The sequence below is a fragment of the Sinomicrobium kalidii genome (genome assembly GCF_021183825.1).
In the GTDB taxonomy this organism is placed as follows: Bacteria; Bacteroidota; Bacteroidia; order Flavobacteriales; family Flavobacteriaceae; genus Sinomicrobium; species Sinomicrobium kalidii.
Map to the genome: position 1 here is coordinate 1,705,434 of NZ_CP089211.1, position 15,479 is coordinate 1,720,912.

A 15,479-nucleotide genomic window follows, 5' to 3' on the forward strand; every position below is an offset into this window, starting at 1 on the left:
TCGTTGAAAAGACAAAGGTTATAAAGACCACAATTTTCCTCCGGTAACCTCTTCCAGGGAAACACATCCTTTCTGTTCACCCGGAATGGGATCATAGGCAAGGACTTCCTCTCCTATATATTCACTGATCTTAAACCCGTAGATGGTCTTTCCTCTTATATCCTTGACGAAGCCAAAGACCAGGGCGTCTTCATTTTCCGGAGCAGCGCCGTCATCTGTATTCTTATAATCCCTTAGCTTTCTTTCCAGGTCTTTTCTCTGGTCTTCACCGACGCCCAGTGAAGAAGCTATGATTTTTTCCACTTCTTCCGCCTTGACCCCGGGAAGATCTTCCGGATTTTTCACCCCGAGTTTATTCGTGAAGGCCTTCATCCCGTCTTTTGCCAATTTCTGGTCTTCGGGACTGTACACTTCATTGATATATTTATCTATAAACTGCGGTACATTCAATTCTGCCGCACCGGGAAGGTCATCAGTCCTGGGTAGAATAATATCCACCATTTTAGACAATACACTGCCTTCTTCAGGACTGAAAAATTCCGGGGTCCATTCCACCTTCGGGTCGCCCGTACAGCTTTGCAGTATGCTCATCAGGGTCGGGGTGGCTGCAACAAACCCCAGGGAAAGCCCTATATTTTTTATCGCTTCTCTTCTTTGCATGGCATTTGTTTTAGATGTTCATTTTTTTCAGTTCATTCACCGCATGATCTGCTGCCCTGGCAGTAAGTGCCATATAGGTGAGTGACGGGTTTACACAACTCGCAGAGGTCATGGCAGCACCGTCGGTTACATACACATTCGATACGGCATGCAGTTGATTGTTTCCGTTAAGTACGGAGGTTTTCGGGTCTCTGCCCATACGTGCCGTTCCCATTTCATGAATACCGAGACCGGGAGCCCCGGGATTGTCATAAGGTGATATATCTTTGAAACCTGCAGCTTCCAGCATGTCTACGGCCTGTTGCTTCATGTCTTTACGCATGTTGTATTCGTTTTCCCTGAACTTCGCATCGAATGTCACGGTTGGCAAGCCCCATTTATCTTTCTTTTCATAATCCAGGAACATCTTGTTGTCGTGGTGCGGAAGCATTTCTCCGAAAGCCGTCATTCCAACACTCCATTCTCCGGGTTTCAGAATGTCTTCTTTCAATTTCGCACCATAGCTCAGTTCTTTTACGGATGAAGCCCAATCGCCTCTTCCGCCGCCGCCCTGGTAGCCATAGCCGCGGAGGAAGTCTTTCCGGTCGGTTTTTCCACCAAGATTTTGGAATCTCGGGATATAAAACCCGTTAGGTCTTCGTCCTTTAAAGTATTTATCTTCATAACCTTCCACTTTTGCAGAAGCGCCTACCTGGAAATGGTGGTCCATCAGGTTGTGCCCGAGTTCTCCGGAATCGTTGCCCATTCCTTCGGGAAAACGCTCGGATTTGGACTGCATCAGGATGGAAGTAGAACCTATGGCCGAAGCACAAACAAAGATCACCTTGGCCTTGAATTCCAGTGTTTCATTGCTCTCGGCATCGATGATCCTCACTCCGGTAGCCCGTTTTTTATCTTTATCATACATGATCTCATGCACAATAGAGAAGGGTCTCAGCGTCATATTCCCGGTCTTTTCGGCAGCGGGAAGTGTAGAAGAGTTACTGCTGAAATATCCACCGAACGGGCATCCCCGCATACAGCGGTTCCTGAACTGGCAATGACTTCTTCCGTCAAACTGTCCGCCTGTTATGTGTGCTACCCTTCCAATGGTCAATAATCTGCCATCATCAAATTTTGAAGCCATGGCTTTTTTTAAGTCTTCCTCCATACACATTAATTCCATGGGAGGTAAGAACTGTCCGTCCGGTAATTGAGGGAGCCCTAATTTTTCGCCGCTAACCCCTATGTGTTTCTCTACATAATCATACCAGGGCGCTATATCTTTATATCGTATGGGCCAGTCGACAGCTACACCCTCTTTTAAATTGGCCTCAAAATCAATGTCACCATGCCTGTAACTCTGCCTTCCCCACATAATGGAGCGCCCACCAACGTGATATCCTCTCATCCAGTCAAAACGCTCTACCTCATTGTAAGGGTGTTCCAGATCATTCACAAAAAAGTGTTTGGTATCCTGATTAACTGTATAGCCCGTCCTTGCCTGTTTTCCTTGTTTTCGGAGATCCTCCTGAGTAGGTCTCCCCCCGTTTTCCATATCCCAGGGATCGAGGTGCATTGTAGGATAGTCTTCTATATGCTTTACCATACGCCCCCTTTCCAGCACCAAAGTCTTTAATCCTTTCTCACACAATTCCTTAGCAGCCCATCCGCCACTGACTCCGGTGCCTATAACAATAGCATCGTACTCCTCCTGCGGAGGGTTATAATACATAGTGCCCATTATTTTGTATTTGTTTTTATATTAGAGTAAGCCTCAAATATATAAATTTTATATATTTTTCGATAAATTTTTTTGTAAGATAAATACATATTACTTTTAAAACTTATTATTTTAGCAATTCTGAAATATAAAATATCCTTTACAATGAACAGACGAAATTTTATCGAAAATTCCGGTAAAGCCAGCATAGCCTTATCGTTACTGGGACTATATGCGTGTAAAAATTCGAAAAAAGACCAGGGAACTACAATTACTACTCCTGAAGAAACAGCCGCCAAGACAGAAAATATCCCCTTTTTTAAACTTTCCCTGGCCCAGTGGTCCATCCACAAAATGATCCTCGAAGAGGGATTTGATCCGTTCAATTTTGCAGAAAAAGCCAAAGGATGGGGTTTTGAAGGTCTGGAATATGTAAGTCAGTTATATACCGGGGAGTTGGAAAAAAATCCCAACACCGCTGCTGCAATGGATAACCTCGTCAGGGAACTCAACAAGCGAAGTACCGACAACGATATAAAAAACCTCATCATCATGGTCGATGCCGAAGGCAACCTCGGCATTAAAGATGAAGCGGAACGGATGAAAGCCATAGAAAACCATCACAAATGGATCGATGCCGCCGCTGCACTGGACTGTCATTCCATACGTGTCAACCTTTTCGGCGAACAGGAGGTCGATGCCTGGAAACGGTATTCTGCCGAAAGCCTCTCTAAACTTGCGGAATATGCGGCAAAATCCAATATCAATGTTCTGGTGGAAAACCATGGAGGTTTCTCTTCCAATGCAGCCCTCCTGGCGGAAGTGATGAAAGAAGTCAATATGGATAACTGCGGCACACTACCCGATTTTGGTAATTTCTGTCTGAAAAGAGAGAACGGCGAGCCCTGGGGAGCTCCTTGTGTGGAGGAATACGACAAATATAAAGGTGTAAAGGAATTAATGCCATTTGCCAAAGCAGTAAGTGCCAAGTCATACGATTTTGACGAAGCCGGAAACGAAACCACCATAGACTACGTTAAAATACTGCAAACAGTTAAAGATGCAGGATATACCGGTTATGTGGGCGTGGAATACGAAGGCGACAGGCTCAGTGAAGAAGAAGGTATACTGGCCACCAAAAAGCTATTGATAAATACAGCCAAACAGCTCTCATAAAACCTACAGTCTGTTCAACAAGTAAAAAAATCTAACGCAAACCCGAAACTAACATAATTTATCTATGAATAAAAAAACACAATTCCAGCTATCCCTGATGATGTTCCTCGAATTCTTTATCTGGGGAGGATGGTTTGTATCCCTGGGGACTTTTCTGGGGCATAACCTCAACGCATCCGCCGGACAGTCGGCCCAGGCGTTTTCCACACAGTCCTGGGGCGCTATTATTGCCCCGTTCATTATAGGACTCATCGCCGACAGGTATTTTAATGCCGAACGTATTTTGGGGGTTCTTCACCTTATAGGCGCAGTACTTATGTACCAAATGGCGGGCACAACAGATTTCACCGCTTTTTACCCCTATGTACTGGGATATATGATATTGTACATGCCTACCCTGGCTTTGGTGAACTCCGTCGCCTTTAACCAGATGAAAGACCCGGCCAAGGAATTTTCCTTCGTACGCGTTTTCGGTACCATAGGATGGATCATTGCAGGAGTGCTCATAAGCCGTGTTTTCCATTGGGATTCTTCCGAAGGTGTAGAAAACGGAATGCTTAAAAATACCTTTTTAATGACCGCAATTGCTTCCGGCATACTGGGAATTTTCAGTTTCACACTTCCCAAAACACCGCCTAAAGTAGGCAAAGGGGAAAAAGTTACCCTGTCTGACGTGCTGGGACTGGAAGCCTTAAAACTTCTGAAGGACAAAAATTTCCTCATGTTTTTCATCTCTTCCGTACTCATCTGTATTCCGCTGGCCTTCTACTACCAGAACACCCACCCGTTCCTCACGGAAACAGGTTTACAGAACCCTACGGAGAAAATGGCCATTGGTCAGGCTTCCGAAGTCCTGTTCATGCTGTTGCTGCCTTTCTTCTTTAAAAGATTCGGTTTTAAAAAGACCATTCTGGCCGGAATGCTGGCATGGACCGTACGGTACCTGCTCTTTGCCTATGGCGATTCGGGAGAGCTTGCCTTTATGCTCATTATAGGTATCGCCCTGCACGGTATCTGTTATGATTTTTTCTTTGTATCGGGACAAATATACACCGACACCAAGGCCGGAGAAAAATACAAAAGTGCAGCACAGGGACTCATAACACTGGCCACTTATGGTGTGGGGATGCTTATCGGGTTTTGGGTAGCCGGACAGATCACAGACAAGTACCTGGCAGCCGACGGCTCTCACAATTGGGAAAACATCTGGATATTCCCGGCCATTTTCGCTTTTGGTGTATTGCTGTTTTTTGTAATTTTCTTTAAAAATGAAAAAATCGAATATAAAGAGTCATAAATAATTCCAAACTAAACATAAGACAACAAGTACATATGATTTAAAGAAAGGGCGGCGTGAGAATACCTCATTACGGACATGACCTTTTGAACATAAACGGAAATCCGGATGGCCCGGATTTCCATTTAATTTTTTCGCCCTTCCCCTTTTTATTTCAATTTTAAGAACAACAATACAATTAATAACATACTAATTACAACATGAGCAATAAAATCAGATTAGGAATTCTCGGAGGTGGTGGCGATTCGTTAATTGGAGTATTACACCGCGTGGCTTCCTCCATGTACGACAGTTACCAGTTAGTAGGCGGCGTGTTTAATCCCGATTTTGATCAGAACATCGGGTTTGCCGAAAAAACAGGCATCCCCACCGATCGGGTATACAGGGATTTCGACACCCTTATCGAAGAAGAACTCAAACTTCCCGAAACCGAAAGAATGCAGGTGATCTCTGTTTTAACACCCAACTTTCTTCACTTCCCCATGGCAAAAAAGCTATTGGAAAGCGGTTTTAATGTCATTTGTGAAAAACCAATGACCACCACTTATGAAGAAGCCAAAATCTTAAAAGATACGCTCCGCAGGTCCAATGTCATTTTTGCGGTAACCTATACCTATACCGGGTATCCCATGGTACGCCAAATGAAGGAAATGATCGCATCGGGTGCTATCGGCACCATTCAAAAAATCGATGTACAATACTACCAGGGATGGATCAACCCCATTATTCACGATGAGGAAAAGCGCGCCGCTACCTGGCGCCTAGACCCGGAAAAATCGGGGATCAGTTGTTGTATCGGCGACATCGGTACGCACGCCTTCGACATGATCGAATACGTTACAGGAATGGAAGTAAAAGAGATACTTGCAGACCTCAATTATGTATACAATGACAATAAAATGGACGTCGATGGCACCGTACTCCTCCGTTTCTCGGAATTTGTAAAAGGGCTTATCCGGACCAGCCAGATCGCTACGGGAGAGGAAAACAACTTCACCGTGAACATTTACGGAAATAAGGGCGGCCTGAAATGGGAACAGGAAAACCCCAATTACCTCTATCACTTAACAGAGACCGAACCTTTAAAAGTATTAAAGCCCGGGCATCCCTATAACAGTGAGCTGTCGCTGGACGGTAGTAAATTGCCTCCGGGACACCCCGAAGGTATCTTCGACTCCATGGGCAATATCTACAAAGGTGTTGCCAGGGCCATCAGGAAAGAAACCTATCACCCCGGGGAATTCCCCGTGATGAACGATGGTGTACGCGGTATGAATTTTATTGAAAGAGTGGTCGAGTCGCACGACAAAGGAAATGTTTGGGTAAAGGTATAATCTCCGTTAACTTTGACTATATTTTTGAAACCCATATTTAATCCGTAAAAAGCGTACATAATGAGAAAATTAAGAATGGGCATGGTAGGCGGTGGAATCGGTTCTTTTATGGGCGGCGTCCACCGAAAAGCATCCGCCATGGACGGCATGATAGAACTGGTATGCGGTGCTTTCAGCAGCACTGCGGAAAAATCCAGGGAAACCGGGAAATCACTTTACCTGCCTGAAGACCGCTGTTACGGCAGTTTTCAGGAAATGATCCTAAAGGAAAAAGAACTTCCCGAAGGGGAGCGTATGGACTTTGTAGCTATAGTTACCCCGAACCACCTTCATTTCGAACCTGCAAAAACGGCTCTGGAAAACGGCTTCCATGTGGTGTGCGACAAACCCATGACACTCACCGTGGAAGAAGCCCAAACCCTGGAAAAACTGGTTGAGAAAACCGGACTTTTATTTGCCCTTACACACAATTATACTGGTAATGCCATGGTAAAACAAGCCCGGATGATGGTAGAAAACGGTGACCTCGGGGAGATCAGGAAAATACATGTACAGTATTTACAGGGATGGATGGCTGCGGAACTCGACGAGCAGGCCGCCATAAAACCCTGGAGGGCCGACCCGAAAAAATCGGGTATAGGAGGTTCTCTGGCCGATATAGGGACGCATGCCGAAAACCTGGTCTCGTATATCACGGGGTCAACTATTTCTGAGATCGCAGCCGATCTCGGAAGAATCGGGGAAGGCCGGGTACTGGATAATGACGGAAATATCCTGTTCCGCATGAAAAACGGGGCAAAAGGTACCATGTCCATCTCGCAAATCGCCGTAGGTGAAGAAAACGACCTATCTATCAGGGTATACGGGAGTAAAGGAAGCATACAGTGGAACCAAGAAGATTCCACCCGGCTTTATGTAAAATGGACGGATAGGCCCGAACAGACCCTAACACCGGACGGAAATGACATTTACAAAGAAGTAAGAGCCGTTTCCAGAATACCCAAGGGACATCCCGAAGGATACCTGGAAGCTTTTGCCACCATTTACAGGAATTTTGGCAGACACCTTATGAGTGTACTGGAAAACAAACCCGTTGAAAAGCCTGATTATCCTACGGTAAGTGATGGTGTAAACGGGGTTCAATTCATATATGCCGCCGTAAAGAGCGATAAAAACAATGCGGCCTGGGAGAAGGTATAGTGAATAAGAATATAGAAGGGTGGATTACGAAGTATTTACAATCATATTTAAAAGATAAAATTCAGTATTCGAAATTCTATATTCATCATTTCCTCCGGAATATTTAAAAAAGTAAAACGTATAAAAACCACATTTCAAATGAAAACCATAAAAGGCCCCGCCGTATTTCTGGCACAGTTTGTAGACAGCAAAGCACCTTTCAACTCCCTGGACGGAATGTGTAAATGGGCTGCCGGGCTGGGGTACAAGGGCATTCAAATACCTACATGGGAAACCTTTCTCATCGATCTCGACAAAGCCGGAAGTACCGATGAAACCGAAGGACAGGCCTATTGCGACGAATTGAAAGAAAAAGTAGCCTCCTACGGCCTGGAGATCACGGAACTCTCTACACATTTACAAGGGCAGTTGGTGGCCGTTCACCCGGCCTATGACATTATGTTCGACAATTTTGCCCCCGATACCTATAAAAACAATCCCAAAGCCCGTACCGAATGGGCAGTAGACCAGGTAAAAAAAGCCGCGGTGGCCAGCCGGAGATTAGGCCTTAAAGTTCATGCCACATTCTCCGGTTCCCTGCTCTGGCATACGGCACACCCCTGGCCGCAACGCCCTGCCGGACTCGTGGAAATGGGATTCGAAGAACTTGCCAAACGCTGGAAGCCCATTCTCGACAGCTACGATGAAAATGATGTCGACGTATGCTACGAAATACATCCCGGCGAAGACCTTCACGACGGAGATACCTTCGAAAGGTTTTTGGAAGCGACCAACAATCACAAAAGAGTGAATATTCTCTATGACCCGAGCCATTTTGTACTGCAACAACTGGATTACATCACCTATATCGATCATTATCACGAATTCATAAAATCCTTCCATGTCAAGGATTCCGAGTTCAATCCTACAGGTAAAAAAGGTGCTTTCGGCGGATTTAACGACTGGAGGGACCGGGCCGGGAGATACCGCTCACTCGGGGACGGCCAGGTAGATTTCAAAACCATTTTCACCAAGCTCACGGAATACGGATGTGACGTATGGGCCGTTATGGAATGGGAGTGCTGCATAAAATCACCCGAACAGGGGGCACGCGAAGGCGCCCCGTTCATACAAAGCCACATTATCGAAGCCACCGAAAAAGCATTTGACGATTTTGCAGGGGCCGAGATCGACAATGAAAAACTGAAAAGAATACTGGGGCAGTAAATCCCCCGGAAAACCAAAAAACACTAAACAATAATGAAAAAGATAGGATTCTGCGCACTTTCCCTGCTCTTCCTGGCAGGATGTAAAGAAGCAAACAAAAAAGACACTAAGGAAGCAACTAAAAAAGAAGATATCGCTGCCGTAAAAGAGCAGAAAAAACAGGAAGAAGGGGAATGGACACCCCTTTTTGACGGGAAAACCTTTGCGGGATGGCACGGCTACAATACCGATAAAATATCACCCGAATGGAGCATTGAGGACGGAGCCATGGTGCTGACCCCGGACAACGACAGCAAGGCTGAAGGTAAAAACCTGGTCACTGACAAGGATTACACGAATTTCAAACTGTCTCTGGAGTGGAAAATATCCGAAGCCGGCAACAGCGGTGTATTCTGGGGAATCAAAGAAATACCCGAACTTCACGAACCCTATCAGACCGGACCAGAAATACAGGTGCTCGATAACGAAAAACACCCCGATGCCAAGGCAGGTACCACCCACCAGGCAGGAGCATTGTATGACATGATAGCTCCTTCCGAAAAAGTAGCAAAACCAGTCGGGGAATGGAATACCATGGTCCTGAAAATAGATCACAATGCCAATGAAGGCAAGGTATGGCTCAACGGTACGGAGATCGTTAAATTTCCCGTACATGGCGAGGAATGGGAAAACATGATAAAAAACTCCAAATTCAATGGCTGGGAAGGTTTCGGAGCGTATAAAACCGGAAAGATCGGACTGCAACATCACGGTAATAAAGTGTCATTCCGAAACATTAAGATCAAGGAACTACAATAAAAACCAGTCGGAAAAATGAAAAAAACACACATACTGGTTATAGCTATCCTTATGGGCGGCATTTATACTTATGCACAGGAAAAAACCATGCAAAAAGAACCCACAAAACCCGAAGAAACCGAAATTTATCACCCTGTCCCGCCAAAAGTAGCCCCGGCTGCGGATAACGGTGCGCCCAGTGATGCTATTGTCCTGTTCGACGGTAAGGACCTGAGTAATTGGGTAAGCACAAAGAATGGTACCAAAGCGGGGTGGACGTTAAACCCTGATGGCAGTATGTCGGTAAAACCCGGTGCGGGAGACATACAAACCAAAAAAGATTTCGGAAGCGTCCAGCTCCACCTGGAATGGAAATCTCCCGAAAAAATAGAGGGCGAAGGTCAGAACCGGGGCAATAGTGGTGTATTCCTGCAAGACCGTTACGAGATCCAGATACTGGACAACAACAATAACGACACTTACGTGAACGGACAGGTAGGCGCTGTGTACAAACAAAGCGTTCCCCTTGCTAGGGCCTCCGTAAAAACCGGAGCGTGGAATACCTATGACATCATCTATCACGCACCGGAATTCAACGATGCCGGTGAAAAGACAAAAGCCGGGACATTTACCGTCATTCACAACGGCATCCTCGTACAGGACCATGTTGAAATAAAGGGGACCACAGAATACATTGGCTGGCCGAAGAACAAGCCGCACGGCAAAGCCCCGATACGGCTACAGGACCACGGCAGTACAGTGAACTATCGCAATATATGGGTAAGGGAATTATAGTCCCTTACCTCTTTTATTCTTAACTCTCATGCTGCACTTTCGCAAAGCCGAAGAAAAAGACATCCCTTTCATCGTGCAGATGATCGCCGATGACAAATTGGGGAAACTCCGGGAAAATTACCGAGAACCGCTACCGCAGGAATACCTTACCGCATTCAAAAATATCAATGCCGATCCCAACCAGGAACTTATTGTGGTTACCGAAAACGGAGATGACAAGATCATCGGTACGTTACAACTCAGTTTTATCCAGTATCTTACCTATCGCGGAGGCATCCGTGCACAGATCGAAGCGGTGAGAATCAGAAAGGACTGCCGCGGAAAGGGCTTCGGACAACAAATGTTTACCTGGGCCATAAAGCGGGCCAAAGAACGAAACGCTCATGTATTACAGTTAACAACAGATAAAAAACGTCCCGAGGCCATTGCATTTTATGAAAAACTCGGGTTCAAAGCCTCACATGAGGGTATGAAATTACATTTTTAATTGCATGGCATTTTTTTCGTAATAAACATACGGATCATCGCAACAGGTTCTGAAATAAAAACCGACCTGTCAAGTGTGAAATTTACAGAGGAACTTCACGGTTAGTTAGCAAAAAAACTGCGTTCCCTGATTTCTACGGAAAAAACCGGGATGCCACAACAAATCCGACAGAAATGCCCCGACCCCTTATCCTTTATGGCCGGACGCCCCGTTCAAAAATGACTCGAACAGGATGTCCGCATAGCGGATAATAGAGGCATTGATCGACAACCTCTCTATGCCGGAAAAAAGGCATTACACAAGGAAAGACATCCCGGAATGACCGGGGCATCACAAAACCGTTTCAACGGTTTTTTCCTTTGTATATACTCTTTTTTCTAAACATTTTGATTTTCTTTACCTTTGTGCAACTTTTCTTTAAAAAAACCGGATGATACAATCTATGACAGGTTTCGGGAAGTCGGTAGTGCAACTTCCCGCCAAAAAAATAACCGTAGAGCTGAAATCGCTCAACAGTAAAAGCCTGGATGTCAACACCAGGATTCCATCCCAATACAGGGAAAAAGAACTGCAAATGCGGAGCACCATAGCCAATGCCCTGATCCGGGGCAAGGTAGATTTCGGCCTGTACGTGGAGATCACCGGGGAAGAAACTTCATCGAAAGTCAATGAAGTTGTGGTCAGGCAATACATTCAGCAATTAAAAAATATCGTGGACGGTGACGAAACCGAACTCCTGAAAATGGCCGTTCGCATGCCGGATACCCTTAAAACCGAACGCAACGATATTGACGAAGAAGAATTTGCAGCCATTACCCGCGTACTGGAAGAAGCCATTACCGAAATAAAAACCTTCAGGCTCGAAGAAGGCAGGGCCCTGGAAAAGGACTTCCTGTTGCGGATACGCAATATTTCCGCTTTGCTGGAGCAGGTAAAGGAACTGGACCCGGAACGTATGACCCAGGTACGGGAACGTCTTGAAAAAGCCGTTGCCGATATGAGGGAAAATGTGGATAAAAACCGTTTTGAACAGGAGCTCATCTATTACCTGGAAAAATACGACATCACCGAAGAAAAAGTACGTCTGGCCAATCACCTCGACTATTTTCTTAGTTCACTGCAATCTGAAGAATCCAACGGGAGAAAACTCGGGTTTATCTGCCAGGAAATAGGTCGGGAAATCAACACTATCGGCTCTAAAGCCAATTTTGCGCCCATGCAGAAGCTCGTAGTGCAGATGAAAGACGAACTGGAAAAGATCAAGGAACAGGTTTTGAACGTACTGTAGGACAAGTACAAAACTACGAAAGACCACATGGACAACAACAACTCCCAAAAAGGTAAACTCATTGTATTCTCCGCCCCTTCGGGAAGCGGAAAAACCACTATTGTACGTCATCTGCTCGGTATTGAAAAACTGAATCTCGACTTTTCTATCTCGGCCACCTCGCGTACCCCCAGAGGTGAGGAAGTCGACGGGAAAGACTATTATTTCCTCACAACAAGAGAATTCAAGGACCATATAAAGCAAGGCGATTTCCTGGAATGGGAAGAAGTGTACCGGGACAACTTTTACGGTACGCTGAAAAGCGAGGTGGAACGTATCTGGGCCAAAGGCAAACACGTTATTTTTGATATTGATGTGGCCGGGGGATTGCGGATCAAGAAGAAATATCCGGAGCAAACCCTCGCCGTATTTGTAAAACCCCCGAGCGTGGATGAACTGAAAATACGGCTTAAAAAACGGAAGACAGAACCGGAAGACAAGATAAACATGCGCATTGCAAAGGCTTCCGTAGAACTTGCCACCGCCCCGCAATTTGACAGGATCATCAAGAATCACGACCTGGAAACCGCCCTGAACGAGGCCGAACAACTGGTCGATGAGTTTATCAACAAATAAGTCAACTGCCTCGGGACAAGTTCACGAGGCGTTCAAATAAAACAAACCGTCACTTTGGATCTAAACAAGAAAACCGGCCTGTATTTCGGGACCTTCAACCCGGTCCATGTAGGGCACATTATCATTGCCAACCACTTTGCCGAGCACAGTGACCTGAACGAAGTGTGGCTGGTAGTTACTCCTCATAATCCTTTCAAGAAAAAAAATTCGCTGCTCGCAGACCATCATCGCCTGGAAATGGTTTACAGGGCTACTGAAAAGTACGACAAACTCCAGCCCAGCGATATTGAATTTAAACTACCACAACCCAGCTACACGGTAAATACCCTGGTACATTTACAGGAAAAATATCCTGCCCGCGAATTTTGCCTGATTATGGGCGAAGACAACCTGAAAAGCCTGCACAAATGGAAGAACCATGAAGTTATTCTGCAAAACCATTCGGTTTATGTCTATCCCAGGATTACGGTAACAAAGCCATCTCTGCTGGACAAACACCCGCGCATTCATAAAATAGACGCACCCGTGATCGAGATCTCGGCCACTGCCATACGCAAGGACATTAAAGCCGGAAAAAATGTAGCTCCCCTGCTCGATCCGTCGGTATGGGAATATATAGACAAAATGAACTTTTATAAGTAAGCAACGTCTTAAAAGCAGCGGTTAGCGGAAATCCAATCAGTCCAGTTTTTCCGAAAGCTTCTTAAACACCTTCTTGGCCTCTTTGCCTTCGTACAACACATTATACACCGCATCCATTATGGGTGTTTTTATCTTGTGTTCGTGTTTTTCGTTGATAAGGTGTGCGCTCCTGGCTGCATAATAACCTTCGGCCACCATGCTCATCTCCATCATGGCCGACTTTACCGTATATCCCTTCCCGATCATATTACCGAACATACGGTTGCGTGAAAAAACGGAATAACCCGTCACCAGAAGGTCCCCCAAGTAAGCGGAATTATTGATATTACGTTTCATCTTGTGCACCCGTTTGATAAAACGCCGCATTTCCCGTATGGCATTGCTCATAAGTACACTCTGAAAATTGTCGCCATACCCCAATCCGTGTGCTATTCCAGCAGCGATCGCATAAATGTTTTTCAATACGGCCGCGTATTCCGTGCCGATGATGTCATCCGAGATCTTGGTTTTTATATAGTCGCTGGCCAGGCTTTTGGCGACGGTTTTCGCCTTTTTCTCGTCCGCAGAGGCAATCGTGATATAGGACAACCGTTCCAGGGCTACTTCCTCCGCATGGCACGGTCCCGTAATGACCCCGATATTTTCAAAGGGGATATTGTATTCGTTGTGAAAATGTTCCCCTACTATAAGTCCGGTCTCCGGGACAATTCCCTTTATGGCTGAAAAAATAATTTTATCCTGAATAGAAACCGTAAGTTTTTCGAGTTCCGAATGCAGGAATGCCGAAGGCACGGCAAAAATGAGAATATCGGCATAAGTGATCGCTTCGTTGATGTCGTTGGTAAGCCGGAGTTGTTCCGTACGGAATTCCACGGCACTGAGATAGTTCGGGTTGTGCTTTTGGTGTAATATATGCTCCTTCACAAAGGTATTGCGCATATACCACCCGATCTCATCCAGGTTTTCCGACAACATCTTTACAATGGCGGTAGCCCAGCTTCCCCCGCCGATCACTGCAAATTTTGTATCGTTCATTTAAATCTATTTCGTTAAATATCTTTAGTCTTACCCGGTCAATGCCAAAACCCGTGAAATACACTGCGCTATCGGTTTCTCATTCTCATCATATACCTCCCCGTGTTTCAGCATTCAAAAGTAACCAAAAAACAGGGGATTACATTACACACTGACAACCAATATTTTACATTTTTGGCACGGGAATTGGTACTCACATTGTCAGATACCATAAACATTTGAACTATGAAAGGCGTAAAATTATTTTTAGGATGTATGCTGGTTCTGGGAGTCGCGACTTCCTGTTCCACACAAGACGATTATTTTGATGATGAAGTATCCCTGAACCAGCTTCTGGCTTCCTACGAACTGTGGTATATTGACATTCACAGTACCCGCGGTAGCGGCGAAGTCCCCTTTCTTCAGAATGCGTTTACCATATCCTTCAGAAACGGGGTATTATACGCCAATAATAACCTTGCAGGCATCGGAAATACCGGGAACGGTCTCGGCATAGATGTAGGGTATTATGATGTCTACGACACTTTGGTGACCGTTGATCATGATATTGACGGCCTTTGGGACCTTGAAGTATACCAGCACGGGAGTAACGAAATAGAACTTTACGACAGGTCCTCCGGAACTTCTTATTTCCTTATGGGCTATCAGCGAAGCAATTTCGATTACGACACGGTTTTTTATGACAATATCCATTACTTCCTACAGGAATACGAAGCCTGGGAGAAAACTTACGTCAGCCGGCAGGGGGCTGTAAACAGTTTTGACAATGAGAACTTTCTGCGATTCCATCCTGATGCCAACGGAGACTGGTTCAGTTCTTCCGAGGATGCCCCGGGAACCAGCGTCAATAACCTGATATGGGATTATACCGGCGATTACGAAGTCTTTAACGTTTCGGGGGAACCTCACCTCAAAGTTTTAACATTAGATTATGACTTGCCGGACAATGAGCAATTCGAACTCAGCGTTATAGATGACAGAACGATAGCATTATATCATATAGATTCGCAAACCACATATGAATTTACCGGCAGGAATTTCATTCAGTACCTGAAAGCGGAAAGCAATTCAGGGGAAAAGACAGACAAGACCGGAAAAAAACGCAAAAAGATCATAAACAGGACAATAGACATAGAACGGCAAAGTAAGCCAAGAAAAGTAAAGGTTAGTTGATTTTTGGTTGGTTATTTAGTTGGGAAACCGCCCTTACGTAGCAATACGGAAAAGGGCGGTTTCTTTTTTTGGACGCATATGCTTTCCCGTTT

At 45.4% G+C, this 15,479-nt stretch carries 15 protein-coding genes; 12 read left to right on the top strand and 3 right to left on the bottom strand.

Features of this window, described 5'->3' with window-relative positions; all coding sequences use genetic code 11:
* Nucleotides 1-18: 18 nt before the first annotated feature.
* Nucleotides 19-660, bottom strand: a complete 642-nt coding sequence (locus tag LS482_RS06885) for a gluconate 2-dehydrogenase subunit 3 family protein (protein WP_233031014.1) — start codon at nucleotides 658-660, stop codon at nucleotides 19-21.
* A gap of 10 nt (nucleotides 661-670) precedes the next feature.
* Nucleotides 671-2,383, bottom strand: coding sequence for a GMC oxidoreductase (locus tag LS482_RS06890; protein ID WP_233031015.1), 1,713 nt, complete (start codon nucleotides 2,381-2,383; stop codon nucleotides 671-673).
* 144 nt (nucleotides 2,384-2,527) lie between these two features.
* Between LS482_RS06890 and LS482_RS06895 the strand changes: the two genes are divergently transcribed.
* The 11 genes from LS482_RS06895 (at nucleotide 2,528) to nadD (ending at nucleotide 13,179) form a co-directional block, all read left to right on the top strand.
* Nucleotides 2,528-3,538, top strand: a complete 1,011-nt coding sequence (locus LS482_RS06895; protein WP_233031016.1) for a sugar phosphate isomerase/epimerase family protein — start codon at nucleotides 2,528-2,530, stop codon at nucleotides 3,536-3,538.
* Nucleotides 3,539-3,602: 64 nt separating this feature from the next.
* On the top strand, nucleotides 3,603-4,835 hold the full coding sequence (locus LS482_RS06900; RefSeq protein WP_233031017.1) for an MFS transporter: 1,233 nt from the start codon (nucleotides 3,603-3,605) through the stop codon (nucleotides 4,833-4,835).
* 200 nt (nucleotides 4,836-5,035) lie between these two features.
* A complete protein-coding gene (locus LS482_RS06905; protein ID WP_233031018.1) occupies nucleotides 5,036-6,169 on the top strand; it encodes a Gfo/Idh/MocA family protein in 1,134 nt (377 codons plus the stop codon).
* A gap of 60 nt (nucleotides 6,170-6,229) precedes the next feature.
* Nucleotides 6,230-7,369, top strand: coding sequence for a Gfo/Idh/MocA family protein (locus LS482_RS06910; protein ID WP_233031019.1), 1,140 nt, complete (start codon nucleotides 6,230-6,232; stop codon nucleotides 7,367-7,369).
* 138 nt (nucleotides 7,370-7,507) lie between these two features.
* Nucleotides 7,508-8,575, top strand: a complete 1,068-nt coding sequence (locus LS482_RS06915; protein ID WP_233031020.1) for a sugar phosphate isomerase/epimerase family protein — start codon at nucleotides 7,508-7,510, stop codon at nucleotides 8,573-8,575.
* A gap of 33 nt (nucleotides 8,576-8,608) precedes the next feature.
* On the top strand, nucleotides 8,609-9,373 hold the full coding sequence (locus LS482_RS06920) for a 3-keto-disaccharide hydrolase (RefSeq protein WP_233031021.1): 765 nt from the start codon (nucleotides 8,609-8,611) through the stop codon (nucleotides 9,371-9,373).
* 15 nt (nucleotides 9,374-9,388) lie between these two features.
* Nucleotides 9,389-10,147, top strand: coding sequence for a 3-keto-disaccharide hydrolase (locus LS482_RS06925; RefSeq protein ID WP_233031022.1), 759 nt, complete (start codon nucleotides 9,389-9,391; stop codon nucleotides 10,145-10,147).
* 28 nt (nucleotides 10,148-10,175) lie between these two features.
* Nucleotides 10,176-10,634 carry a GNAT family N-acetyltransferase gene (locus LS482_RS06930; protein WP_233031023.1) on the top strand — a complete coding sequence of 153 codons (459 nt, stop codon included), beginning with the start codon at nucleotides 10,176-10,178 and terminating at the stop codon, nucleotides 10,632-10,634.
* Nucleotides 10,635-11,064: 430 nt separating this feature from the next.
* Nucleotides 11,065-11,922, top strand: coding sequence for a YicC/YloC family endoribonuclease (locus LS482_RS06935; protein ID WP_233031024.1), 858 nt, complete (start codon nucleotides 11,065-11,067; stop codon nucleotides 11,920-11,922).
* A gap of 27 nt (nucleotides 11,923-11,949) precedes the next feature.
* Nucleotides 11,950-12,537, top strand: a complete 588-nt coding sequence (gmk, locus tag LS482_RS06940; RefSeq protein WP_233031025.1) for a guanylate kinase — start codon at nucleotides 11,950-11,952, stop codon at nucleotides 12,535-12,537.
* A 54-nt stretch (nucleotides 12,538-12,591) separates the two neighbouring features.
* Entirely contained in the window at nucleotides 12,592-13,179 is a 588-nt protein-coding gene (nadD, locus tag LS482_RS06945; protein WP_233031026.1) for a nicotinate (nicotinamide) nucleotide adenylyltransferase, read from the top strand.
* 36 nt (nucleotides 13,180-13,215) lie between these two features.
* Here the strand turns inward: nadD and LS482_RS06950 are convergent, their stop codons facing one another.
* Nucleotides 13,216-14,214 carry an NAD(P)H-dependent glycerol-3-phosphate dehydrogenase gene (locus tag LS482_RS06950; RefSeq protein WP_233031028.1) on the bottom strand — a complete coding sequence of 333 codons (999 nt, stop codon included), beginning with the start codon at nucleotides 14,212-14,214 and terminating at the stop codon, nucleotides 13,216-13,218.
* A gap of 225 nt (nucleotides 14,215-14,439) precedes the next feature.
* Between LS482_RS06950 and LS482_RS06955 the strand changes: the two genes are divergently transcribed.
* A complete protein-coding gene (locus LS482_RS06955; RefSeq protein WP_233031030.1) occupies nucleotides 14,440-15,387 on the top strand; it encodes a nicotinic acid mononucleotide adenyltransferase in 948 nt (315 codons plus the stop codon).
* The last annotated feature ends 92 nt before the right edge of the window (nucleotides 15,388-15,479 follow it).

What these genes read in the sequence shown, in the direction of transcription:
- LS482_RS06930 (WP_233031023.1), top strand. Translation starts at nt 10,176, where the DNA reads ATGCTGCACTTTCGCAAAGCCGAAGAAAAAGACATCCCTTTCATCGTG.
- LS482_RS06920 (WP_233031021.1), top strand. Translation starts at nt 8,609, where the DNA reads ATGAAAAAGATAGGATTCTGCGCACTTTCCCTGCTCTTCCTGGCAGGA.
- LS482_RS06910 (WP_233031019.1), top strand. Translation starts at nt 6,230, where the DNA reads ATGAGAAAATTAAGAATGGGCATGGTAGGCGGTGGAATCGGTTCTTTT.
- LS482_RS06900 (WP_233031017.1), top strand. Translation starts at nt 3,603, where the DNA reads ATGAATAAAAAAACACAATTCCAGCTATCCCTGATGATGTTCCTCGAA.
- LS482_RS06925 (WP_233031022.1), top strand. Translation starts at nt 9,389, where the DNA reads ATGAAAAAAACACACATACTGGTTATAGCTATCCTTATGGGCGGCATT.
- LS482_RS06950 (WP_233031028.1), bottom strand. Translation starts at nt 14,214, where the DNA reads ATGAACGATACAAAATTTGCAGTGATCGGCGGGGGAAGCTGGGCTACC.
- LS482_RS06915 (WP_233031020.1), top strand. Translation starts at nt 7,508, where the DNA reads ATGAAAACCATAAAAGGCCCCGCCGTATTTCTGGCACAGTTTGTAGAC.
- LS482_RS06935 (WP_233031024.1), top strand. Translation starts at nt 11,065, where the DNA reads ATGATACAATCTATGACAGGTTTCGGGAAGTCGGTAGTGCAACTTCCC.
- gmk (WP_233031025.1), top strand. Translation starts at nt 11,950, where the DNA reads ATGGACAACAACAACTCCCAAAAAGGTAAACTCATTGTATTCTCCGCC.
- LS482_RS06890 (WP_233031015.1), bottom strand. Translation starts at nt 2,383, where the DNA reads ATGGGCACTATGTATTATAACCCTCCGCAGGAGGAGTACGATGCTATT.
- LS482_RS06905 (WP_233031018.1), top strand. Translation starts at nt 5,036, where the DNA reads ATGAGCAATAAAATCAGATTAGGAATTCTCGGAGGTGGTGGCGATTCG.
- LS482_RS06895 (WP_233031016.1), top strand. Translation starts at nt 2,528, where the DNA reads ATGAACAGACGAAATTTTATCGAAAATTCCGGTAAAGCCAGCATAGCC.
- LS482_RS06955 (WP_233031030.1), top strand. Translation starts at nt 14,440, where the DNA reads ATGAAAGGCGTAAAATTATTTTTAGGATGTATGCTGGTTCTGGGAGTC.
- LS482_RS06885 (WP_233031014.1), bottom strand. Translation starts at nt 660, where the DNA reads ATGCAAAGAAGAGAAGCGATAAAAAATATAGGGCTTTCCCTGGGGTTT.